The following is a 22,903-nucleotide window of genomic DNA, read 5'->3' on the forward strand; positions in this document are numbered from 1 at the left end:
TTGGCACAACCACTGCATTAACTTTTCCATCAACACACATATAGCCGCACCTTCAACGTCGAAGGTCGAGCTTCCCGAGAGAACGGGACCAGGACAAAGGCGTCCTCGCTACTTACCTAGCGGGGACGCCTTTTTTTGTTGCGCACGATTTGTCGAGCCACTGCGGAGAACGACATGAAGAAACTCAAACTGGTGATGATCGGCAACGGCATGGCCGGGGTTCGCACCCTTGAAGAATTGCTCAAGCTGAGCAGCGACCTGTACGACATCACTGTCTTCGGCGCCGAGCCCCACACCAATTACAACCGCATCCTGCTCTCGCCAGTGCTGGCCGGTGAGCAGACCTTCGAAGAGATCGTGCTCAACGATTTGAGCTGGTACCTCGATAACAACATCAAGTTGCTGCTCAACCGCAAAGTGGTGCAGATCGACCGGGTCAAACGCAAAGTCATCGCCGAAGACGGCAGCGAGGCCGAGTACGATCGCCTGCTGATCGCCACCGGCTCCACGCCGTTTATCCTGCCGATCCCCGGCAATACGTTGCAGGGTGTGATCGGCTACCGCGACATCGCCGACACCCAAGCCATGATCAACACCGCCAAGACCCACAAGCACGCAGTGGTGATCGGCGGCGGGCTGCTGGGGCTGGAGGCGGCCAACGGCCTGATGCTGCGCGGTATGCACGTGACCGTGGTGCACATCGGCGAGTGGCTGTTGGAGCGGCAACTGGACAAGACCAGCGGCCAGTTGCTGCAAACCGAACTGGAAAGCCGCGGCCTGGTGTTCCGCCTGCAGGAACAGACCCAGGCCTTGCATGATGCCGGCAACGGTCGCGTCGGCTCGGTGCAATTCAAGAATGGCGATGTGATCCCCGCCGACCTGGTGGTGATGGCTGCGGGCATCCGCCCCAACACCGAACTCGCGGAAAAATCCGGCATCCCGTGCAACCGCGGGATTCTGGTCAACGACACCCTGCAAACCTACGACCCGCGCATCTATGCCATCGGCGAATGCGCCAGCCATCGCGGGATCGCCTATGGCCTGGTGGCACCGCTGTTCGAGCAGGCCAAGGTCTGCGCCAACCACCTCGCTCAGTTGGGTTTCGCGCGATACCAGGGTTCGGTGACCTCCACCAAATTGAAAGTCACCGGCATCGACCTGTTCTCCGCCGGGGATTTCATGGGCGGCGAAGGCACGGAAACCATCACCCTTTCCGACCCGATTGGAGGCGTCTACAAGAAGCTGGTGATCAAGGACGACATTCTCGTCGGCGCCTGCCTGTACGGCGACACCGCTGACGGCGGTTGGTATTTCCGGCAGATTCGTGAGAACCACGCCATTGGCGAGATTCGTGATCACCTTATGTTCGGCGAAAACGCCATTGGCGATGTAGGCCACCAGGGCCAGGACAAGGCGATGAGCATGGCCGACAGCGCTGAAGTCTGCGGCTGCAACGGCGTGTGCAAGGGCACTATCGTCAAGGCTATTCAGGAACATGGGCTGTTCAGCGTCGACGACGTGAAGAAGCACACCAAGGCCGCCAGCTCCTGCGGCTCTTGCGCCGGTTTGGTGGAACAGATCCTGATCAACACCGTGGGCGGCGCTGCCGACGTCAAACCGAAAAGCGAAAAAGCCATCTGCGGCTGCAGCGACCTCAACCACGGGCAAATCCGCCAGGCCATCCGCGACCAGCACCTGCTGACCATCGCCAGCACCATGAGCTACCTGAACTGGCGCACCCCGAACGGCTGCGCCACCTGCCGCCCGGCACTCAACTATTACCTGATTTCCACTTGGCCCGGCGAGGCGAAAGACGACCCGCAATCGCGCCTGATCAACGAGCGGGCCCACGCCAATATTCAGAAAGATGGCACCTACTCGGTAGTCCCGAGGATGTGGGGCGGTGTGACCAATCCGTCAGAACTGCGGCGCATCGCCGATGTGGCCGACAAGTACAACGTGCCGATGGTCAAGGTCACCGGCGGGCAGCGCATCGATTTGCTGGGCATCAAGAAGCAGGACTTGCCCGGCGTATGGAAGGATCTCGACATGCCGTCCGGCCATGCCTACGGCAAATCCATTCGCACCGTGAAGACCTGCGTCGGCAGCGAGTTCTGCCGCTTTGGTACACAGAACTCCACACAGTTGGGGATCGAGCTGGAACATGACCTGTTCAATATGTGGTCGCCCCACAAGGTGAAACTGGCAGTGTCCGGCTGTCCGCGCAACTGCTCGGAAGCGGGGATCAAGGACGTGGGAATTATCGGCGTCGACTCCGGCTGGGAGATGTACATCGGCGGTAACGGCGGGATCAAGACCGAAGTGGCCGAGTTCTTCGTGAAGCTGAAAACCGCCGAAGAAGTGCGCGAATACAACGGCGCTTTCCTACAGCTCTACCGGGAAGAAGCCTTCTACCTGGAGCGCACCGTGCACTACCTGCAACGGGTGGGTATGGAGCACATCAAGAAGGCCGTACTGGAAGACCCGGCGCGGCGTCAGGCGCTTAACGAACGCCTGCAATTCTCCCTGTCGTTCGAACAAGACCCGTGGAAAGAACGCCTGGAACAGCCACTGCTGAAAAAGGAATTCGACACCATCCCCGTCAAACTGCTGGAGGTGCCGGCATGAACTGGCTGGATATCTGCGCCCTCGAAGAGATCAACGCCCTGGGTTCGCGCATCATCACCGGGCCCAAAGGCGACATCGCGATTTTTCGTACCAGTGACGACGAAGTTTTCGCCCTCGACGACCGCTGCCCCCACAAGGGCGGCCCACTGTCCCAGGGTTTGATCTACGGCAAGCGCGTCGCCTGCCCGCTGCATAATTGGCAGATCGACCTGGAATCCGGTGAAGCCCAGGCACCGGACGTCGGCTGCGCCCATCACCACCCGGCCCGCGTGGAAAACGGCCGGGTGATGCTGGCGCTGCGGGACGCCGGTTGATGAACCGCCAGACCACCGCGTCCACCTGCTGCTACTGCGGGGTCGGTTGCGGCGTGCTGATCGAACATGATGGCTCGCAAATTCTCGGTGTCAGTGGCGATTCGAGCCATCCGGCCAACTTCGGAAAATTGTGCAGCAAGGGTTCCAGCCTGCACCTCACCGGGGACCTTACGGCCCGTGCGTTGTACCCGGAACTGCGACTCGGCAAGGGCCTGGCCCGTATCCGCACGGACTGGGACACCGCCCTGGAGCACGCGGCCAATGTGTTCGCCGAAACCATCGCCGAACACGGGCCGGACAGCGTGGCGTTCTATATCTCCGGGCAATTGCTGACCGAGGATTACTACAGCTTCAACAAGCTGGCGCGGGCGCTGGTGGGCACCAACAACATCGACAGCAACTCGCGGCTATGCATGTCGTCAGCAGTGGTTGGCTACAAGCGCAGCCTGGGGGCCGATGCGCCACCCTGCAGTTATGAGGACCTGGAGTCGAGCGACTGCGTGATGATCGTCGGCAGTAACATGGCCTACGCGCATCCGGTGTTGTTCCGGCGCCTGGAGGAAGCCAAGGCCCGTCGGCCACAGATGAAGGTGGTGGTGATTGACCCCCGGCGCACCGATACCTGCGACTTGGCTGACCTGCATTTGGCGATTCTGCCGGGTACGGATGTCGCGCTGTTCCATGGGATCTTGCACCTGTTGTTGTGGGAGGACTGGATCGATCGCGACTTTATCCAGGCCCATACCGACGGCCTGGTGGAGCTCAAACGCCTGGTACACGACTACACACCGCAAATGGTGACGCAGCTGTGCGGGATCAGTGTCGAGCAACTGCGCCAGTGCGCGGAATGGGTCGGCACCTCGGGGAGCTTCCTGTCGTTGTGGTGCATGGGGTTGAACCAGTCCACCGCAGGCAGCGCAAAGAACAGTGCACTGATTAACCTGCATTTGGCGACCGGCACCATCGGCCGTCCCGGCTGTGGACCTTTCTCCCTGACGGGTCAGCCGAATGCCATGGGCGGTCGGGAAACCGGCAGTTTGTCGAATTTGCTGCCAGGCCATCGTGAGGCAGCCAACCCTGAACATCGGGCAGAAGTGGCCGCGTATTGGGGTGTTGACCAACTGCCGGCCAACACCGGACTGACCGCTATCGAATTGTTTGAGCAAATACAGGCCGGCAAGATCAAGGCCCTTTGGATCGCCTGCACCAATCCCGCCCAATCCCTGCCCGACCAGAACACTGTGCGTCAGGCCCTGGAGGCGTGTCCGTTCGTGGTGCTACAGGAAGCCTTTCGTACAACCGAGACAGCGCGTTTCGCCGACCTGTTGTTGCCCGCAGCGAGCTGGGGCGAGAAAGAAGGCACGGTCACCAACTCTGAACGGCGCATTTCCCACGTCCGGCAGGCCATCGTCCCACCAGGAGAGGCGCGGCCGGACTGGGCAATCACTGTGGATTTTGCCCAGCGCCTGGAGCGACGTCTTTGTCCCGGAAAACCGGGTCTTTTTGCCTTTGAGCAACCGGCGCAGATCTTTGATGAATACAAACTGCTGACCCGTGGGCGTGACTTGGACCTGTCGGGTATCAGTCACGCCCTGCTGGACCGGATGGGCCCGCAGCAATGGCCATTCCCGGCCGATGCGATGAGCGGAACACCACGGCTGTACACCGACGGAATTTTCCCTACGGAGACTGGCCGGGCGCACTTTGTTGCTGACCCTTATCGCGCCGCCAAAGAGCAGCGTGACGCGCGCTTCCCTCTGACCCTGATCACCGGACGCCTGCGGGACCAATGGCATGGGATGAGCCGTACCGGCACCGCGGCGCAGTTGTTCGGGCATGTCAGTGAAGCGTTGCTCAGCCTGCACCCGGACGAGCTGCGCCGGCATCGCTTGAAGGAAGGCGACCTGATCAGCCTGAAAAGTCGGCGCGGCAGCGTGATTGTCGCCGTCGGCAGTGATGACAGCGTGCGTCCCGGCCAGGCGTTCCTGCCGATGCACTGGGGCGACCGCTTTCTCAAAGGCGGCGTGAATGCACTTACCCAGCCGGCGTTCGATCCGCTGTCCAAGCAGCCGGAACTCAAACATAGCGGTGTGCGCCTGGAGGCGGTGCAACTGCCCTGGCACTTGTTTGCGCTGATCGAAGGCGATGTGCAGCAACACTTTGAAGCGTTGCGACCGCTGTGTGAGGGCTTTGCCTACGTCAGCCTGAGCCTGACCGGGCGCGAGCGGCCTGCCCTGCTGATTCGTGGGGCGCATCACGAGGCGCCTGCACTTGAGCTGCTCAAGCAGATTGACCAGTTGCTGGGCCTGAATGACGGCCCGGTGATGGCCTACGACGACCCGCGGCGCTCCATTGGCAAGCGGGTAAAAATTGAAAAGGGCCGGATCACCGCGATCCGCCTGGCCGGCGAAACCCTGGCTCGCCACTGGTTGCAAAACCTGTGGCTGGAAGGCCGCACCGATGACCAGTTGCGACGCTGGCTGCTGGCGCCACTGAGTGCGCCACCGGGGGGCGGTTCCACCAGCCACAAGACGTTGTGCAACTGCAAGAACGTCAGCGAAAGCGCGGTCGGCGCCGGCATTGCCCGGGGCCTGGACCTGAATGGGCTGAAGCAGGAACTGGGTTGCGGCACGCAATGCGGCTCCTGCGTGCCGGAAATCAAACGGCTATTGGCGAGCGGCACGCAGCCAATCGCGATCACAGTGTGAGGGAAGCATATGAGCGCAAAAGTCTGGCTGGTGGGCGCAGGTCCCGGCGATCCGGAGCTGCTGACACTCAAGGCAGTGAGAGCCCTGCGGGAGGCCGATGTGGTGCTGATCGATGACCTGGTCAACCCGGCGCTACTGGAGCATTGCCCCACTGCACGGCTGATCACCGTGGGTAAGCGCGGCGGCTGTCGTTCCACGCCGCAGGCGTTTATCCATCGCCTGATGTTGCGCTATGCCCGACAAGGCAAATGCGTGGTGCGGCTCAAGGGTGGCGATCCGTGCATTTTCGGTCGCGGCGGCGAAGAGGCGGCGTGGCTCAGGCAGCAAGGGGTGACCGTGGAGTTGGTCAACGGCATTACGGCGGGACTGGCCGGGGCAACGAACTGTGATATCCCACTGACGTTGCGGGGTGTCAGCCGAGGCGTCACGCTGGTTACGGCCCACACTCAGGACGACAGCAGCCTCAATTGGCGGGCACTTGCCGAGGGCGGCACGACGCTGGTGATCTATATGGGCGTGGCGAAGCTGGGGGAGATTCGCCAGCAGTTGCTGGAAGGTGGCATGAGCGATGACATGCCCGTGGCGATGATTGAAAACGCCTCGTTGCCACATCAGCGTGAGTGCCGCAGCAGTCTTTCCCGGATGCAGGAAGATGCGCACGAATTTGCGCTCAAGAGCCCGGCGATCCTGGTGATTGGCAGGGTTGCCCAGGCGACACAGGCGGTTGAGGCCCTGGCCAGCGCCACCGCCTGAGGTAAATTACAGGCGAAAAAAAGCCCGGCCTAAGCCGGGCTTTTTTCTACAACTCAGTAATTACTGAGCTGCTTGTGCTTCTACCGAGGCTTCTACGCGACGGTTGATAGCACGGCCAGCTTCAGTTGCGTTGTCAGCAACTGGGCGGGATTTGCCATAACCAACCGAGCTTACACGGTTAGGAGCAATACCGTCTTTGACCAGGACTTGCTTAACAGCGTCAGCACGACGCTGGGACAGCTTCTGGTTGTAAGCGTCAGGACCGACGGAGTCAGTGTGACCTTCAACAACGGTGGTGGTTTGTGGGTACTGTTTCATGAAGTCAGCGAGGTTTTTCACGTCGCCGTAGCTGTTAGGCTTAACAACCGACTTGTCGAAGTCGAACTTCACGTCCAGCTCAACACGAACAACCTGAGCAACCGGAGCTTCTGGCTCTGGAGTTGGCTCTGGAGCTGGTGCTGGGGTAGGAGCTGGAGCAGTTTTACCAGCGTTGCCGCCGAAGTTTACGCCCAGGCCAACCAGTGCGGAGTAATCCCACTTGCCGTTGTCGATAGCGTAGTCAGCTTCAACGCCAGCACGTGCGAACAGGTTGTCGGTGAAGTAGTACTTCACACCAGCGCCAGCGATAGCCAGAGTCGACTGATCGCGACCGCTGTGACCATCAGCCTGTACGTTGGTACGGCTCTGGTGGCCGAAACCGCCCTCTACGTATGGACGCAGGGAGTCGACGCCAGCTTGACCGAAGTGGTACTGGGCAGTAACGCTGCCGGTATCACCTTTGATCTTCTGGTTGCCAGTACCGTCGTTCGAACGGGTGTGGTTGGTAGTGTCGTAGTTCAGGTTGATCGACACGTCGTCGGTCAGGAAGTAACCGATGCTTGCGCCAGGATTGTAGCCGTCTTCGATATGCTTGACGCTATCGTTGAACTGCTTTTTGTAGAACAGCTGGCCTTCAACTGCGCCTTGACCTTGTGCCAGAGCGCCGAAGGAAGTAGCAGCAATAAGAGTACCAATGGCCAAGCCCAAGGTGTTTTTCAGTTTCATCCGTTAAATCCCCATCTGGTGATTGTAAAGCAGTCCCACATACCGGGGGACAACTCGGCGACAAGTCTAACAGAACTTGCCTACACGTAAGAGATATTTGCCACGCACTAAGTTTCAGTACTGCCCGCAAATTTCTCACGTAATTTATCAAGAGCGCGTTTGTAACGCATTTTTGTAGCACTCAAACCCATATGCATGATGTCAGCGATTTCCTGAAACTCCAGCTCTGCGACAAATCGTAGCACCAGAATTTCCCGGTCAATCGGATTCACATGCACCAACCAGCGATCGAGTCCGCCCTTTTCTTCCGAGGTTGGCGTCTTCTCTTCAGACGCTTCCTCAAGGGGGTCCAGACTCAAAGCGTCCATCAAGCGACGCTTTCGCCGTTCCTTCCGATACTGCGTGATGCACTCGTTGTACGTGATGCTGTAGAGCCATGTCTTGAACTTCGATTTGCCCTCGAAGTTCTTCAGGCCGTATAGCACCTTGAGCATCACTTCCTGACAGACATCATCCGCATCTCTATCGTTCCCTAAATACCTTGAACAAACGTTGAACAGAGTGCGTTGATACCTGCGCATCAATTCTTCATACGCGCGTGTTACGTGAAACAGCTCCGTGTGCGAGCGCGCGACCAACTCCTCATCAGAGAGCTCACGGGGGTCATAGCGCGTGGACAGCGTTTGGGCTTTATTCAAAACAAATCGTGCCGACAGTCAGGTCAATGTCCGCCACAGCCTGGATACCCAGGTTCGCGGCGGCGTACATTAGCAGGATTCGCCGGGTTAGCGGCTAGTCACATGCTGTTCCAGCAAGATCCGGTTTGAAAGCGACACCAGTTCGCCATCATCCGTCAGCACTGTCGTCTTGACCGTGCCGATCTCCTCGATCTGCCCTTCGACCTCGCCCACACGCACTTGTTGCCCAACCTGATATAGCTCACGCACATAGATTCCCGCAAGAATCTGCCCGGCAATTTCCCGGCTTCCCAACCCCATGGCCAGCGCAACGGCCAGACCAACGGTAATCAAAACAATCACAATCACGTGGTTCAGCAGGTCAGTTTTGACCTCCAACTGGCTGATCGCGACCGAAATACTGATAATAATCACCAGGCCCTGGGCAATTCGACCCAAGCCACTGGCGTAATCCAGCCCTACGCCTTCAGCCGCACCGCGCACCAGGCCATTGGCCAGTTGTGCCAGCAAAACCCCTACCAGCAACACCAGCGCGCCACCGAATACCTTCGGCAAATACAGCGCCAGCATGTCGAGAGTAGCTGAAACTCGCTCAAGTCCAAGGGATTCAGCCGCAGAAACCAGAAAAATCAGCAAAACAAACCAATAAACGATCTTGCCGATCAATGTCGAGATCGGTACCTGCAACCCGGCACGCCCCAGAATCTTGGTCAGGCCGGTACCACCCATCAATCGATCAAGACCCAGTTTAGCCAGCAATTTGGAGAGCAGGGTGTCGAGCAGCTTGGCCACGACGAAACCCAGCAGCACCACCACCAGTGCACCAAACAGGTTGGGAATGAAATTCGCCACCTTGGTCCACAACGCAGTCATTGCAGTTACCAGACTCTGAGTCCAGAGATCGAGTTCCATATTCATTCAGCCTTATCAGCAGTGCGAGCAAGAGGTTTACGACGGGAAACCGGTGAAACATGGGCCGAACCATTGTTCAAGGCCATCATCAACGCCGGCAACCAGCGACCAAGCAGACCGAACAGGTCCCCCGCCCCGACCTGGCGGTTGGCGGTTTTCAAAACGCGACCCAAGCAAGCATCGTCGTCCCGGTTGGACGGCGAGGCATTCAGCATGTCACGCAAAGACTGTTCGAACGGATCGTGCATAAAAGACCTCTCGCAAGTGATTTAAAAGACGAGGGTAAAATTCTTCGGGTCACATGACCTCTTTCCATGTTCAGGTCACATTCAGCTCAAACCCAACGTAACCGTCGAAACAACCACCACTGCCCAAGCGCCACCGAGACCATCATCAGGCAGGCAATCAGGAATCCATAAGGGCTGGAAGAGAACGGAATCCCCCCCACATTGATCCCCAGCAAACCGGTGAGAAAACTCATCGGCAGGAAGATCCCGGTGATGATCCCGAAGCGGTACATGGTGCGGTTCATGCGCAGGCTCAAACGCCGGTCTTCGGTCTCAAGCACAAGCCCCACGCGCTCCCGAGCCAATTCCAGCTCTTCCAGGTAACGGGTCAGGCTGTTGTTCAATTCGTTCCAGTAGTCAGCATCGTCGTCACAGAACCAGGGCAACTTGATCCGGGTCAACTGCGCGAAAATATCCCGCTGCGGCGACAGGAAACGTTTCAGCCCGGCGGCACGCCGACGGATCTGCAAAACGCTGCCATGCTCCGGGGTATACCGTTCGTCGGCATCCAGTTTTTCTTCTTCGATATCGACGATTTCGGACAGGTCACTGACCAGATCCTGAACCTTGTTGGTCAGGTACTGCGCCATATAAAGGACCAGTTCCGAGGACGTCTTCGGCCCCTTGCCATCCGCCAGTTGCACCAGCAACTCGTCGGTGGCGCGCAACGGGCGCAAGCGCAGGGAAATCACCCGCGCTGCCGAGGCAAAGATCCGCACCGAGACCATGTCTTCCGGTTCGGCGCCGGGATTGAGGTTCACCCCGCGTAAAAACAGCAGCAGCTCAGCGTCCGGCAGTGGCAACAGGCGCGGACGGGTGTTCTCCTCCAGCAGCAGGTCACAGGCGAACTCGCTCAAGCCACTGGATTTGCGCAACCAGGTCTGGGTCTGCGGGTGACTACGGTCCCAATGCAGCCACAGGCTTTCCTGAGGCTGCAGTTGCAGCTCATCAAGCTCTGTCCGGGCAAGCGAACGCGCACCACCTTTACCGTCCAGCACCAGGGCATGCACCAGCCCCCACTGCGCGTTTTCTTCCTCGAACATCCTCACCCCTGTCGGCTACTGCTGTTTATTCAGGCATTTTCAGTGGGCTGGGGGACACGATCACGCCGTTATTGTCAGCGTACACGTACTCACCCGGGCGGAAAGTAACGCCGGCGAATGTCACCGCCACGTTCAAATCGCCGATACCGCGCTTGTCAGTCTTCATTGGATGGCTGGCCAGGGCCTGCACGCCCAGGTCGGTTTGGGCGATCACGTCGACATCACGGATGCAGCCGTAGATCACCAGCCCTTCCCAGCCGTTTTTCGCGGCTTTCTCGGCGATCATGTCGCCCAGCAACGCGCGGCGCAGGGAACCACCGCCATCGACCACCAGCACCTTGCCGGTGCCGTTGAGTTCGGCTTGTTCCTTGACCAGGGAATTGTCTTCAAAGCACTTGATGGTCACGATCTCGCCACCAAAGGAGTCTCGGCCGCCGAAATTGCTGAACATCGGCTCAACCACCTGCACCAGCTCCGGGTAGGCATCGCACAGGTCGGGGGTAAGGTAATGGTTCATCGAGAAACTCCTGTAGGTGAAAGAAGGTGTCAAACATCCCACTGTTTACTTACATCTGGAAACGCTTTGCCGTGAAGGTTCTTTAATCCGGGTCGAATAGTCGGGCCCATCGGACAGCAACGCAAGACCCACTGCGCGACTGAATATGACCAGAACCACCCAACGCGTCATATCTTAGCCGCTACGGCAAACAAGCGAAACGCCCCTGATAGAGCCTTGCGCTCAAACTGCTGCGAGTTCCTGAGACTGCGCCTCCATCAAAGGTGTGAGCGGATCGTTCAACCAACGCCTCACTAACGGCCACACCTCAGCCTGTGCGGCCTTGCTGACAAGCATCTCAACATGCCCGAAATCCCCGCTGAACCCTTGCTGACGCCCCAGGCACAGGTACTGGCGATGCTCGGAGCCGATCTGTTCGAAGAGCTTGCGACAGGCCCAGTCCGGGTCTTGGTGATCGCCGGCAGCGCTCACCGCCAATAGCGGCACGTCAACATCTGCCAGGCCTTTCCACCAGTCCTGCTTCCCTTCGCCAAAACGGCCGAACAGACCATTCCAGCGCATGGCTTCAATCAAAACGCCCGCCGGCTCGTCCTCTGGGCCACGTTTCAGCCGGGAGCCAGACAACTCGCCAAAACGCTTCAAGAGCAGCCGGCCGGTCCATTCCACCGGTGGCAGTTTCAACGGCCAATGGGTGCGGCTGACCTGGCAGCCAAACAGCGCCACCGAGGCCACCGCCGGCGCGCCCAGATGCTGTCCACCCAAGGCGGCAGCCAAGGTCGTGCCACCCAGGGAATGCCCGATCCAGTGGGGAATCTGCCCGCTTTGCTCACGCACAAAGGCCGCAATAGCCGGCAAATCGTAGCGCGCATAGTCGGCGACGCGATTTTTGGCATAGGCCTGATTACGCCGGGACAGCCCATGGCCGCGCATTTCCGGGATCCAGACGTCGAACCCCTCGCGCGCCAGGTAGGCACCCAGGCCGATGCCCTTGGGCGAATACCAGAAGCGTCGGTTGGAGAAACTGCCGTGCAACAAAACCACCGGCACGCCCCGGTTTTCCGGGACATCAGCCAGGCCCAGGCGGGTCACGGCCAGCTCGACAGTGCCGTCGGGGCTGTTGCCGGGTTTCAGCCGATACACGTCTTCACTCAGGTCGCCACGACGCTCAGCGCTGATCAAGGCGACGGGAAACAGGTTGCTGCTGCTTTGCATAATGCTCTTGCACAAAAAAGGGCGGCGTCCGGAAGGAGTTCCGCCCTGTACAGAATGAGAAATGCCGGCCAACCGCAAGGTTGACCGGCACTTTTGGGTGCTGCGTTTTACGCCGGCGTTTGGCCTTCAGCCAGGAAGAACCAGGTTTCCAGTACGGAATCGGGGTTCAACGAGACGCTTTCGATGCCCTGTTCCATCAGCCATTTGGCCAGGTCCGGGTGATCGGAAGGGCCTTGGCCGCAGATCCCGATGTACTTGCCAGCCTTGTTGCACGCCTGGATGGCGTTGGCCAACAGCTTCTTGACCGCAGGGTTACGCTCGTCAAACAGGTGGGCAATGATCCCCGAGTCGCGGTCCAGGCCCAGGGTCAGCTGAGTCAGGTCGTTGGAGCCGATGGAGAAGCCGTCGAAGAACTCCAGGAACTCTTCGGCCAGGATGGCGTTGGACGGCAACTCGCACATCATGATGACGCGCAGGCCGTTCTCGCCACGGGACAGGCCGTTTTCAGCCAGCAGGTCCACCACTTGGCTTGCCTCACCCAGGGTGCGTACGAACGGCACCATGATTTCGACGTTGGTCAGGCCCATTTCGTTGCGCACGCGCTTGAGAGCACGGCATTCCAGCTCGAAGCAGTCGCGGAAGGCTTCGCTGATGTAACGCGAGGCGCCACGGAAGCCCAGCATCGGGTTTTCTTCTTCCGGCTCGTAGAGCTTGCCGCCGATCAGGTTCGCGTATTCGTTGGACTTGAAGTCCGACAGCCGCACGATGACCTTTTTCGGGTAGAACGCCGCCGCCAGGGTGCTGATGCCTTCCACCAGTTTCTCGACGTAGAAGCCCACCGGGTCGTTGTAGCCGGCGATGCGCTTGTCGACGCTTTCCTTGATGTCCGGCGGCAGGCCGTCGTAGTTCAACAACGCCTTGGGGTGCACGCCGATCATGCGGTTGATGATGAACTCCAGGCGGGCCAGGCCCACACCGGCGTTCGGCAACTGCGCGAAGTCGAAGGCGCGGTCCGGGTTGCCGACGTTCATCATGATCTTGAACGGCAGGTCCGGCATGGCGTCGATGGAGTTTTGCTTGATGTCGAAGCCCAGCTCACCTTCGAAGATAAAGCCGGTGTCGCCTTCCGCGCAGGATACGGTCACGCCCTGGCCGTCTTTCAACAGTTGGGTCGCGTTGCCGCAGCCCACCACTGCCGGAATACCCAGTTCACGGGCGATGATCGCCGCGTGGCAGGTGCGCCCGCCACGGTTGGTGACGATGGCGCTGGCGCGTTTCATCACCGGTTCCCAGTCCGGGTCGGTCATGTCGGAGACCAGTACGTCGCCAGGCTGGACCTTGTCCATCTCGGACACGTCCTTGATGATCCGCACCTTGCCGGCGCCGATGCGCTGGCCAATGGCACGGCCTTCCACCAGCACGGTGCCGGTTTCTTTCAACAGGTAGCGTTCCATGACGTTGGCCGAAGTGCGGCTCTTCACGGTTTCAGGACGGGCCTGAACGATGTACAGCTTGCCGTCGTCGCCGTCTTTGGCCCATTCGATGTCCATCGGACACTTGTAGTGCTTCTCGATGATCATCGCTTGCTTGGCCAACTCGCTGACTTCGGCGTCGGTCAGGCAGAAACGCGCGCGTTCGGCCTTGTCGACATCAACGGTTTTCACCGAGCGACCGGCCTTGGCCTCGTCGCCGTAGATCATCTTGATCGCCTTGCTGCCCAGGTTGCGGCGCAGGATGGCCGGGCGGCCGGCTTCAAGGGTGTGTTTGTGGACGTAGAATTCGTCCGGGTTCACCGCGCCTTGTACGACGGTTTCGCCGAGGCCGTAGGCGCCGGTGATGAACACCACGTCGCGGAAGCCCGATTCAGTGTCCAGGGTGAACATCACGCCGGCGGTGCCGGTTTCCGAACGCACCATGCGCTGCACACCGGCAGACAGGGCCACCAGCTTGTGGTCGAAACCCTGGTGTACGCGGTAGGAAATGGCGCGATCGTTAAAGAGGGAGGCAAATACTTCCTTGGCCGCGCGGATCACGTTTTCCACGCCGCGGATGTTCAGGAAGGTTTCCTGCTGGCCGGCAAAGGAGGCGTCTGGCAAGTCTTCGGCGGTGGCCGAGGAGCGCACGGCGACGGCCATGTCCGGGTTACCGGCCGACAGCGTGGCAAACGCGGTGCGGATCTCGGCGTTGAGCTTCTCGGGGAACTCGGCTTCCATGATCCATTGACGGATCTGGGCACCGGTCTTGGCCAGGGCGTTGACGTCATCGACGTCCAACGCATCGAGGGCGGCGTGGATCTGATCGTTGAGGCCGCTCAACTCGAGGAAATCACGGTAAGCCTGGGCGGTGGTGGCAAAACCACCTGGCACCGATACACCGGCGCCCGCAAGATTACTGATCATCTCGCCCAGGGATGCGTTCTTGCCCCCTACGTGCTCTACATCATGGACGCCGAGCTTATCGAGGGAAACTACGTACTCTACCAAGGTGATCTCTCCACTTTCTGTGTTGGAAAAGCTCAGGACGCCGGCGGCTCAGTAGGAGCAGTTACCGGCGTTTGTGGCCTGGACCTGGAAAATAAGTGAGAATGCGGCCCACTGCGGGACGGCAAAATCGCGCCTATCATATCCAAGATTCGTCATCAGCTTAAGGCCCAAGGCTCAAATGAAACGATCTGCTTTCTTTATCTCCGACGGCACCGGCATTACAGCCGAAACCCTGGGTCAAAGCCTGCTGGCGCAGTTCGAAAACATTACCTTCAGCAAATTCACGCGACCCTATATCGATAGCGTGGATAAAGCGCGGGCCATGGTACAACAAATCAATCTGGCCGCCGAAAAAGACGGATTTCGTCCGATCATTTTCGACACCATCGTCAATCAGGACATTCGTGAGATCCTCGCCACCTCCAATGGTTTCATGATCGACATCTTCTCTACCTTCCTGGCGCCGCTGGAACAAGAGTTAAGTGAACATTCGTCATACTCCGTCGGAAAATCTCACTCCATCGGCCACAACTCCAACTATATGGAGCGGATCGAGGCGGTGAACTTTGCCCTCGACAACGACGACGGCGCCCGCACCCACTACTACGACAAGGCTGATTTGATCCTGGTGGGCGTGTCCCGCTGCGGCAAGACGCCGACCTGCCTTTATATGGCCATGCAATTCGGGATTCGCGCGGCCAACTACCCGCTGACCGAAGACGACATGGAGCACCTGACACTGCCGAGCGCCCTGCGCGCGCACCAGCACAAGCTGTTCGGGCTGACCATTGACCCGGACCGGCTGACGGCGATCCGCAATGAGCGCAAGCCCAATAGCCGTTACTCCAGCTATGCGCAGTGCGAATTTGAAGTGAGGGAAGTGGAAAACCTGTTCCGCCGGGAAAATATTGCGCACATCAATTCCACGCATTTTTCGGTGGAAGAGATTTCGGCGAAGATTCTGGTGGAGAAAGGGGTGGAGCGGCGGTTTAAGTAAATACGCTCTCTGGCCAAGGTGCTTGTGTGGCGAGGGAGCTTGCTCCCTCGCCACAGAGGCCTGTTCACAACAAGCTGTCGGGTTCACAGGTGAAACCGCCCTCCACCCTGCCCCAACGCCGTCGCCAGTGCATCAAACCCATCCAGCAGCAACTGATCATCTCCCGACGTATTGCAGATACTCGCCCGGATAAACTGCGGCACCGCCGTCTGCCCCACCGCAAACGCCTCGGCTGTCGCGATCAGGTAATTGTTCTGCTTCAACTCCGCCTCGATTTCCGACGCGCGCCACGGCTCCGGGACTTCGATCCAGAAGTGCGGGCTGTTCAGGTGAGTGCGGTACTCCAGCCCGATCAACAACCCTTCAACCAACGCCTTGCGGCGGCTGATTTCCTGAATCTGCTGGTGCAGCAGGTGTTCTGCCGTGCCGTTCTCGATCCACTGCGTGGCCAATTCCAGGGTGACCGGCGTGGCCATCCAACAGGTGGAACGCAAGGCCGCAGAAATCCGGCTGACCAGCGCCGGCGGTGCGTGTACGTACCCAACTCGCAACCCCGCCGACACCGCCTTGCTCAGGCTGCTGATCAGAATCGTACGCTCCGGGGCGAAATGGCTCAGGGGCGGCGGGCGGTCTTCCACCAGCACACCGTGGGCCTCGTCCTCAAGAATCAGCAGGTTGTGCTCGCGGCAGACCTTGACCAGCGCCTCACGGCGCGCGACCGACAGCACCGCTGTCGTAGGATTCTGGATGGTCGGCGTGCAGTACAACGCCGAAACCCGGTGATTGCGACAGACTTCATCCAGCGCCCCTGGCAACAACCCTTCTTCATCCATTTCCAGGCCGATCAGGCGTATTCCCAGCATGCGCGCGGCGGTGATCAGCCCCGGGTAGGTCAACTGTTCGGTGACCACCGTGTCCCCCGCCCGTAACAGTGCCATCAGTGCGCACAGCAGCCCATGCTGGCCACCGTTCACGCAGATCACTTGCTCGGGAATCGGATGGAAGTCCCGCTGCACCAGCCACTGGGCACCCGCTGCCCGGTAGCGCGGCAGGCCGGCATCCGGAGTGTAGGCACTGATGTCCTGCAAAAACTTGGCGTTAGTGGCCAGCGTCTGAAAGCTCTGGGCCAGGAACGTGGTTTCCTGCCCCGGGATATGCATGTTGCGGCTCATATCAAAGTACTGCCGCGGCTCGTCGCTGAAGTTGCGAAAGCCTTCATCCCGCTGGCGTTCCATCCCACGCTTGCGCACGAAGGTGCCGTCACCCACGCGCGCCACCACCAGCCCCAGCCGCTCCAGCTCACCGTAGGCTCGGCTGATGGTGCCGATAGTGACCCCAAGATTGTCGGAAAGCACTCGATGAGGCGGCAGCTTTCTTCCCGGTTCAATCAAGCCTTCAAGAATGCCCCGCTCCATGACATCGGACAGGCGCTTGTACTTCACGCCCTGCCCGTTGGAGAGTCCTTCTCGCATAATTGACACCATGTCAATATTTGTTTTGACAGCCATCTTTCGCCCTAATAGTGTGCTTTTACGGGTTCAATCACCGAATTAAGGCACTCAATATAGAGGTCAATTCGGTCTCATGGAAGCAATGTCACGATGCCAATGTCCGCCGTTCTCGAAAATGCTGAAAAAACAAAAACTCACAAGCAGTGGTTGGCTGGGCTGATAACCAGTGTGATGTTCCTGATCGTGTGCCTGAGCTGGGGCACCACCTGGCTGGGCATCAAGATCGCCGTGGAGAGCGTACCGCCGCTGACCTCTGCCGGGCTGCGGTTCTTGATCGCGTTTCCGCTGTTCCTGTGTTTCGCCTGGGTGCGCCGCGAGCCGATTCTGTTTCCCCGGGAAAGCCGCTGGTTCTTCGTGTTTGTGACGCTGTCCTACTTCAGCGTTCCGTATTACTTGCTCAACTACGGCGAGATGCATGTCTCGTCCGGACTCACCGCGCTGCTGTTCAGCTGCATGCCGGTGTTTATCCTGATTTTCTCCGCGCTGTTCCTGCGCGAGCGCATCTACTTTTCCCAAGTGGTCGGTATCGCCATCGGTTTCGGCAGCCTGTACATGATCATCAAGAGCCAGGGCCTGCACCTGGACCATGCCGAGTTCTTCGGGGTGCTGGCAATCCTGGCCGCCGCGATCATGCATGCCTTGTGCTACGTGATTACCAAGAAACAAGGCAGCGCCATCAGCGTGATCACCTACAACACCCTGCCCATCGGCATCGCCGGGCTGATGCTGTTTGTCGCCGGGCTGTGGTTTGAAACCCCGACGTTCGAAGACATCACTCTGCGCTCCTGGAGTGCGCTGTTCTACCTTGGCCTGGTGGCGTCGGTGGGCGGGTTTATCGTGTATTTCATGCTGCTCAAGCGCCTGAGCCCGATCATTTTGTCCTTCGTGTTCATCATCTTCCCGGTGTTCGCGGTGATCATCGGTGCCTGGTACGAAGGCGTGCAGATCTCCAAGGACCTGATGATGTATTCGGCGATCCTGCTAGCCGGTTTTGCCATCACCAAGCTGCCCATCGAAAAGCTCCTGGCGAAGAAAAACTGAGATGAAGGTCCTGAGCCCAACCGCCCTGGAGCAGGTTTACGCCCAAGCCGACCGCAGCTACCCCGAGGAATGCTGCGGTTTCGTTTTCGCCGATGGCACCGTGCACCTGGGCAGCAACATCCAGAACGAGCTGCACCGCAAGAACCCCGAGATGTATTCACGCAGTGCAGCCAACGGTTACACCTTTTCGGTGGCCGACACGCTGATGATGAATAAGGCGTTTCGCAGTGATAACCCGGTGGTGGTGATCTACCACTCCCACCCTGACGTCGGCGCGTATTTCAGCGACGAAGACCAGGACAAGGCCCTCTTCATGGGCGAGCCGATCTACCCCGTAAGTTACCTGGTGGTCGATGTTCGCCAGGGCAAGACCCAAGGTTCAAAACTGTTTGCCTGGGATGGCAAGCGCTTCGCCCAAACCCCCTTCAACGACCTGCAAACGGAGTTGTGCATGAACGCTGTCTCTTTCCCCGACATCCTGGTCCGCGTGGCCAAGCTGCCAGCATCGACCCTCGAGGGTGCCGGATCGACATTGCGCGAAGTCATTGAAAACCTCTGCATCGAGCACCCGCAATTGCGGGCGCACCTGCTCTACGAGAATAACCAGCTCAAGGAACACTTCCTTTTCACCGCCGAAGAGGAACTGATCGACGCCAACGACCGGTTGCCCGAAAAGGCCAAAATCGAAGTGCTGCTGGCCACCTCCGGCGGCATGGACGTCGACCAACTGAGCAACGAGGAAGTGCAGCGCTACGTGCGCCACATCACCCTGCCCGGCGTCGGCCGCGAAGGCCAACTGAACCTGAAGAAAGCCAAGGTGCTGATCATCGGCACCGGCGGCCTCGGTTCGCCCATCAGCCTGTACCTGGCGGCGGCCGGCATCGGCACCCTAGGGCTGGTGGATTTCGACGTGGTGGAAAGCAGCAACCTGCAACGCCAGATCGTCCACGGCAACAGCACCCTGGGCCTGCCCAAGGTGGAGTCCGCCAAGCAACGCTTGCAGGACCTCAACAGCCACATCCAGATCAACACCTACGACACCGCCTTCAACACCGACAACGCCCTGGAACTGGTGGGCGCCTATGACCTGGTGATCGACGGCACCGACAATTTCGAAACCCGCTACCTGGTCAACGACGCTTGCGTGCAGTTGGGCAAGCCGTTGGTGTACGGCGCCATCTATCGCTTCGACGGGCAGATCAGCGTGCTCAACTATAAAGGCGGGCCGTGCTATCGCTGCCTATTTCCCCAGGCACCGCCGGCGGAACTGGCGCCCAACTGCAGCGCCGGCGGTGTCATCGGCGTATTGCCCGGGGTGGTCGGGATGATCCAGGCCACCGAGGCGATCAAGCTGTTGATCGGCATTGGCGAACCACTCTCGGGCCGGCTGATGCGCTTTGATGCGCTGGCGATGAAGTTCAGCGAGATCCGCTTCAAGCGCCGCGCCGACTGCCCGTGCTGTTCCGAACTGCGCCACACCCAAAGCATCGCACCCGCCGTCTGCGCCGATGCGATGCCAAGCCAACCGTCCCTGGCCGAAGAGCGCTACATCAAGCCTCGGGTGCTCAAGCAACTGCTGGAACAACACAGTAAGGCCGACGTACTGCTGGATGTGCGCGACGCCAGCGAGCTGGAAGTGTGCAAATTGCCGGGGGTGGTGCATATCCCGCTGGCCGAACTCGACGGGCAACTCGCCAACCTCAGCCGTGACAACACCCACTACCTCATCTGCTACGCCGGAACCCGCGCGGAGCAAGCCGCCAGCACGTTGCTGGCCGCCGGATTCGTCAACACCAAAGTACTGCAAGGTGGCATGAAACACTGGGTTCGCGACGTCGAACCCGACATGCCTTTGTACTGATCAGCGGCCATGGGTTCTTACTTGATGTTGCATAACTCGATACTCGACGCCATTGGCCAAACGCCCATCGTGCGCCTGGAACAGTTTTCCGAAGACCTTGGCATTGAGGTCTACGCCAAGCTGGAATCCCTCAACCCCGGTGGCAGCCACAAGGCGCGCATCGCCCTGGGGATGATCCTCGACGCCGAGCGCCGGGGCATTCTGATTCGCGGCTCCGGGCAAACCATCATCGAACCCAGCGGCGGCAACACCGGCATCGGCCTGGTGATGGCCGGCAACGTGCTGGGCTACAAAGTGGTGCTGGTGATCCCCGACAACTACAGCCCGGAGAAGCAGAAACTGCTGCGGCTGTATGGCGCCAAGGTGGTGCTGTCCGACAGCCGCCAGGGCAACAATTCCCACGGCGAAAAGTGCATGGAGCTGCAGCTGGAAAACCCCAGCTACGTGATGCTCAACCAGCAGCGCAACGGCGCCAACCCGCAGACCCACCGTGACACCACCGCCCGGGAAATCATCCGCGCCTTCGGCGAGCTGCGGGTCGACTACTTCGTCAGCGGCATCGGCACCGGCGGCCATATCACCGGCATCGGCGAAACCCTCAAGAGCACCTGGCCGGCAATCCGCGTGATGGGGGTGGAGCCGGAAGAATGTGACCTGCTCAGCGACCGCCACGCGCCGCACCATATCCAGGGCCTGTCCATCGGGTTGATCCCGAGCATTCTCAACGTCGCGATCATTGACGGAATGCTCAAGGTCTCGCGTCAGGAATGCCTCGATATGATCAAACGCATCATGCGCACCGATGCCATCAGCCTCGGGCTGTCGTCGGCCGCCAACATGGTAGCCATCGCCAAGCTGGCGCCGGAGCTGCCCACCGATACCGTTGTGCTGACCATGGTCTACGACAGTGCCGACAGCTATTTGCCCTGTTTTGAATAACAACTATTGCGGGGGTGCCTCCATGGGGGGCTTTATCGACATGCAACAGCTGCACGATGAGTTGCTCACCCACCTCATCACCACGCTTACGCCTGCGCAGTTGAAGCAGCTGGAGGCGCATCTCGCGCCGCTGATCCAGGCAGCGGCCCAGGCGGTGGCCGAAGACCTGATCGCCTATGCCTGGCGCGACCCGGCCTCCCGTGGCCGCGGTGAGCTGATCCTGGAGTCCTACGCCTCGTTCAAGGCCGTGCTGTACTACCGCCTGGCGCACCTGGTGTGGAATTTCCCGGACACGAACAACGGCGTGTTTTCCACCATCGCCCTGAAGCTGAGCAACCAGGGCAAGATTCTGTCCGGCGCCGAAATTCACCCCGCCGCACGGATCGGCCGACGCTTTGTGCTGGACCACGGTTACGGCACGGTCATCGGTGAAACCTGCGAAATCGGCAACGACTGCTACATCCTCTGCGGCGTAACCCTTGGCGCCCGGGGCATCGCCAACAACCCGGACGGCAAGCGTCACCCACGGTTGGGCAACAACGTGGAAGTCGGTGCCGGCGCTCGGGTACTCGGTTATGTTTTGATCGGCGACAACGTGTTTATCAGCCCATCCTGCGTGATCACCCAGGACGTGCCGGCCGGCACCAAGGTCAAGGTGGTCAACCAGATCCAGCTCCAGAAAAACGATGAGTCGGACCACAGCAATTACCTCGGCGCGTTTGCCCTCGACGAACGCCTGCATGTGGTAGGCGAGGTCAATGCGAGTCACAAAGTGACGGTGCTGGACGCCGACTTCCATCCCCTGCCCGGCCTGCTGCTGGAGCCGACGGTCAAGGAACGCCATCACCTGCAGTTCCGCCTGCGCCATATCGAGACAACGGCCTACCCGCCGCGCCTGCCGCTGAACCTGAAAGTGACCGGGCCCGAATTTGAAATCACCCTGCTATCTCCCCCTGGTTTGAGCGCGATGGTTCGTCGCCTGCTGCAAGCCAGCCCACTGATCGTCGGAGGTTGAACATGTCTGTGCACACCATGGAAACCCTCGCGCTGTTCGACAGCGCGCCTTACCAGAATGCTTTCAGTGCGCGGGTGATTGCCGTCAGCGAACAGGGGATCGCCCTGGAGCACACGCTGTTCTACCCCACAGGTGGCGGTCAGCCGGGCGACACCGGGCACTTCATCCTGCCCGACGGCAGCCGCGTCGACATCACCGGCACCGTGCGCGACCCGGTGCTGCGCTCAATCATCTGGCACCAGGTAGAACAGTGCCCTGAACAACTGGTCGCCGGAATGCAGGTGGACGCCAGCCTGGACTGGGAGCGCCGCTACCAGCACATGAAAATGCATACCTGCCTGCACTTGCTGTGCTCGATCATCGATGCCCCGGTGACCGGTTGCAGCATCGGTGCCGACAAGGGCCGCCTGGATTTCGACCTGCCGGAAATGACCCTCGACAAAGAGAGCATCACCCGCGACCTCAATGCCTTGATCGAACAGGCTCACGCGGTAAAAACCCTGTCGATGCCCGCCTCGGAGTATTCGACCCTGCTGCAGATCACCCGCACCCAGGCGGTGGCACCACCGGTGATCCAGGGCTCAGTAAGGGTGATCGAAATTGCCGGTATCGACATCCAGCCCTGTGGCGGCACCCATGTGACCAATACCGAGGAAATCGGCCGGGTGTTCTGTGAAAAAATCGAGAAGAAGAGCAAGCACAACCGCCGGGTGATTCTGCGGTTCGAATAGCGGCCGTGCGGCGGCTAGGGTGCCAACGCCCTAGACGCCGTTCGTACAGGAAACTGACAGCAAATTTATGTGCTTGTAACATTCAGAAACGTACAATCCCGCCAGCAACGCCTCGTTGCCCCTGACTCGCGAAAACAGCGCCCTTCCTTCTCGGTGGGTCATTCGTGCAGCAGCTAAGCTCACTCCCATCACGCCCCTGAACCTGAACG

The 22,903-nt window shown here is 59.7% G+C and carries 19 protein-coding genes; 10 read left to right on the forward strand and 9 right to left on the reverse strand.

Annotation, left to right across the window (positions count from 1 at the left end):
• Positions 1-174: 174 nt before the first annotated feature.
• The 4 genes from nirB to cobA are packed head-to-tail and all read left to right on the forward strand — an operon-like array spanning position 175 to position 6,403.
• Positions 175-2,628: a nitrite reductase large subunit NirB gene (nirB, locus tag BLU46_RS07955; protein ID WP_063032353.1), complete on the forward strand. Its 2,454-nt coding sequence runs from the start codon at positions 175-177 to the stop codon at positions 2,626-2,628.
• Entirely contained in the window at positions 2,625-2,942 is a 318-nt protein-coding gene (gene nirD / locus BLU46_RS07960) for a nitrite reductase small subunit NirD (RefSeq protein ID WP_063032355.1), read from the forward strand. Before nirB ends, nirD begins: the two co-directional genes overlap by 4 nt.
• Positions 2,942-5,650: a nitrate reductase gene (locus tag BLU46_RS07965; protein ID WP_093200453.1), complete on the forward strand. Its 2,709-nt coding sequence runs from the start codon at positions 2,942-2,944 to the stop codon at positions 5,648-5,650. Before nirD ends, BLU46_RS07965 begins: the two co-directional genes overlap by 1 nt.
• A gap of 9 nt (positions 5,651-5,659) precedes the next feature.
• Positions 5,660-6,403, forward strand: coding sequence for a uroporphyrinogen-III C-methyltransferase (gene cobA, locus BLU46_RS07970; RefSeq protein WP_093200456.1), 744 nt, complete (start codon positions 5,660-5,662; stop codon positions 6,401-6,403).
• 60 nt (positions 6,404-6,463) lie between these two features.
• Here cobA and BLU46_RS07975 read toward each other — a convergent pair whose 3' ends face one another.
• The 8 genes from BLU46_RS07975 to ppsA form a co-directional block, all read right to left on the reverse strand.
• Positions 6,464-7,447 carry an OmpA family protein gene (locus tag BLU46_RS07975; protein WP_063032361.1) on the reverse strand — a complete coding sequence of 328 codons (984 nt, stop codon included), beginning with the start codon at positions 7,445-7,447 and terminating at the stop codon, positions 6,464-6,466.
• Between the two features lie 107 nt (positions 7,448-7,554).
• Positions 7,555-8,145, reverse strand: coding sequence for an RNA polymerase sigma factor SigX (gene sigX / locus BLU46_RS07980; protein ID WP_063032363.1), 591 nt, complete (start codon positions 8,143-8,145; stop codon positions 7,555-7,557).
• A gap of 87 nt (positions 8,146-8,232) precedes the next feature.
• Positions 8,233-9,057 (reverse strand): mechanosensitive ion channel family protein, encoded by an 825-nt coding sequence (locus BLU46_RS07985; protein ID WP_008432650.1) that lies wholly within the window; start codon positions 9,055-9,057, stop codon positions 8,233-8,235.
• A 2-nt stretch (positions 9,058-9,059) separates the two neighbouring features.
• Positions 9,060-9,305: a hypothetical protein gene (locus BLU46_RS07990; RefSeq protein ID WP_003215011.1), complete on the reverse strand. Its 246-nt coding sequence runs from the start codon at positions 9,303-9,305 to the stop codon at positions 9,060-9,062.
• 86 nt (positions 9,306-9,391) lie between these two features.
• Positions 9,392-10,387: a zinc transporter ZntB gene (locus BLU46_RS07995; RefSeq protein WP_093200460.1), complete on the reverse strand. Its 996-nt coding sequence runs from the start codon at positions 10,385-10,387 to the stop codon at positions 9,392-9,394.
• A gap of 25 nt (positions 10,388-10,412) precedes the next feature.
• Positions 10,413-10,904, reverse strand: coding sequence for a ribonuclease E activity regulator RraA (gene rraA, locus BLU46_RS08000; RefSeq protein ID WP_093200463.1), 492 nt, complete (start codon positions 10,902-10,904; stop codon positions 10,413-10,415).
• A gap of 222 nt (positions 10,905-11,126) precedes the next feature.
• Entirely contained in the window at positions 11,127-12,116 is a 990-nt protein-coding gene (locus BLU46_RS08005; RefSeq protein ID WP_093200466.1) for an alpha/beta fold hydrolase, read from the reverse strand.
• A 107-nt stretch (positions 12,117-12,223) separates the two neighbouring features.
• Positions 12,224-14,599 (reverse strand): phosphoenolpyruvate synthase, encoded by a 2,376-nt coding sequence (gene ppsA, locus BLU46_RS08010; RefSeq protein ID WP_063032371.1) that lies wholly within the window; start codon positions 14,597-14,599, stop codon positions 12,224-12,226.
• A gap of 178 nt (positions 14,600-14,777) precedes the next feature.
• Here ppsA and ppsR point away from each other — a divergent pair, with 178 nt between their 5' ends.
• Positions 14,778-15,596: a posphoenolpyruvate synthetase regulatory kinase/phosphorylase PpsR gene (gene ppsR, locus BLU46_RS08015; protein WP_003215001.1), complete on the forward strand. Its 819-nt coding sequence runs from the start codon at positions 14,778-14,780 to the stop codon at positions 15,594-15,596.
• An 83-nt stretch (positions 15,597-15,679) separates the two neighbouring features.
• On the opposite strand, the gene BLU46_RS08020 is transcribed toward ppsR, so the two are convergent.
• Positions 15,680-17,104, reverse strand: a complete 1,425-nt coding sequence (locus tag BLU46_RS08020) for an aminotransferase-like domain-containing protein (protein WP_017479080.1) — start codon at positions 17,102-17,104, stop codon at positions 15,680-15,682.
• Positions 17,105-17,254: 150 nt separating this feature from the next.
• On the opposite strand from BLU46_RS08020, the gene BLU46_RS08025 reads away from it, so the two are divergent.
• Genes BLU46_RS08025 through BLU46_RS08045 form a run of 5 tightly spaced genes read left to right on the forward strand, consistent with a single transcriptional unit; the run spans position 17,255 to position 22,694 of the window.
• Complete coding sequence (locus BLU46_RS08025) at positions 17,255-18,148, forward strand: DMT family transporter (protein WP_167410167.1); 894 nt, start codon at positions 17,255-17,257, stop codon at positions 18,146-18,148.
• Position 18,149: 1 nt separating this feature from the next.
• Complete coding sequence (moeB, locus tag BLU46_RS08030) at positions 18,150-20,009, forward strand: molybdopterin-synthase adenylyltransferase MoeB (RefSeq protein ID WP_093200469.1); 1,860 nt, start codon at positions 18,150-18,152, stop codon at positions 20,007-20,009.
• A 24-nt stretch (positions 20,010-20,033) separates the two neighbouring features.
• Positions 20,034-20,948, forward strand: a complete 915-nt coding sequence (locus tag BLU46_RS08035) for a PLP-dependent cysteine synthase family protein (protein ID WP_063034033.1) — start codon at positions 20,034-20,036, stop codon at positions 20,946-20,948.
• Positions 20,949-20,970: 22 nt separating this feature from the next.
• The gene (locus BLU46_RS08040; RefSeq protein WP_093200472.1) at positions 20,971-21,963 is read left to right on the forward strand and encodes a serine O-acetyltransferase; all 993 of its coding nucleotides are present in this window, start codon (positions 20,971-20,973) and stop codon (positions 21,961-21,963) included.
• A 2-nt stretch (positions 21,964-21,965) separates the two neighbouring features.
• Positions 21,966-22,694 carry an alanyl-tRNA editing protein gene (locus BLU46_RS08045; RefSeq protein ID WP_063032379.1) on the forward strand — a complete coding sequence of 243 codons (729 nt, stop codon included), beginning with the start codon at positions 21,966-21,968 and terminating at the stop codon, positions 22,692-22,694.
• The last annotated feature ends 209 nt before the right edge of the window (positions 22,695-22,903 follow it).

The sequence above is a fragment of the Pseudomonas yamanorum genome (genome assembly GCF_900105735.1).
GTDB lineage: Bacteria > Pseudomonadota > Gammaproteobacteria > Pseudomonadales > Pseudomonadaceae > Aquipseudomonas > Aquipseudomonas yamanorum.

Excerpts from the sequence above, each read along its gene's own strand:
- nirB (WP_063032353.1), top strand. The coding sequence starts at position 175 with ATGAAGAAACTCAAACTGGTGATGATCGGCAACGGCATGGCCGGGGTT.
- nirD (WP_063032355.1), top strand. The coding sequence starts at position 2,625 with ATGAACTGGCTGGATATCTGCGCCCTCGAAGAGATCAACGCCCTGGGT.
- BLU46_RS07965 (WP_093200453.1), top strand. The coding sequence starts at position 2,942 with ATGAACCGCCAGACCACCGCGTCCACCTGCTGCTACTGCGGGGTCGGT.
- cobA (WP_093200456.1), top strand. The coding sequence starts at position 5,660 with ATGAGCGCAAAAGTCTGGCTGGTGGGCGCAGGTCCCGGCGATCCGGAG.
- BLU46_RS07975 (WP_063032361.1), bottom strand. The coding sequence starts at position 7,447 with ATGAAACTGAAAAACACCTTGGGCTTGGCCATTGGTACTCTTATTGCT.
- BLU46_RS07985 (WP_008432650.1), bottom strand. The coding sequence starts at position 9,057 with ATGGAACTCGATCTCTGGACTCAGAGTCTGGTAACTGCAATGACTGCG.
- BLU46_RS07990 (WP_003215011.1), bottom strand. The coding sequence starts at position 9,305 with ATGCACGATCCGTTCGAACAGTCTTTGCGTGACATGCTGAATGCCTCG.
- BLU46_RS07995 (WP_093200460.1), bottom strand. The coding sequence starts at position 10,387 with ATGTTCGAGGAAGAAAACGCGCAGTGGGGGCTGGTGCATGCCCTGGTG.
- rraA (WP_093200463.1), bottom strand. The coding sequence starts at position 10,904 with ATGAACCATTACCTTACCCCCGACCTGTGCGATGCCTACCCGGAGCTG.
- BLU46_RS08005 (WP_093200466.1), bottom strand. The coding sequence starts at position 12,116 with ATGCAAAGCAGCAGCAACCTGTTTCCCGTCGCCTTGATCAGCGCTGAG.
- ppsR (WP_003215001.1), top strand. The coding sequence starts at position 14,778 with ATGAAACGATCTGCTTTCTTTATCTCCGACGGCACCGGCATTACAGCC.
- BLU46_RS08020 (WP_017479080.1), bottom strand. The coding sequence starts at position 17,104 with ATGGCTGTCAAAACAAATATTGACATGGTGTCAATTATGCGAGAAGGA.
- moeB (WP_093200469.1), top strand. The coding sequence starts at position 18,150 with ATGAAGGTCCTGAGCCCAACCGCCCTGGAGCAGGTTTACGCCCAAGCC.
- BLU46_RS08035 (WP_063034033.1), top strand. The coding sequence starts at position 20,034 with ATGTTGCATAACTCGATACTCGACGCCATTGGCCAAACGCCCATCGTG.
- BLU46_RS08040 (WP_093200472.1), top strand. The coding sequence starts at position 20,971 with ATGGGGGGCTTTATCGACATGCAACAGCTGCACGATGAGTTGCTCACC.
- BLU46_RS08045 (WP_063032379.1), top strand. The coding sequence starts at position 21,966 with ATGTCTGTGCACACCATGGAAACCCTCGCGCTGTTCGACAGCGCGCCT.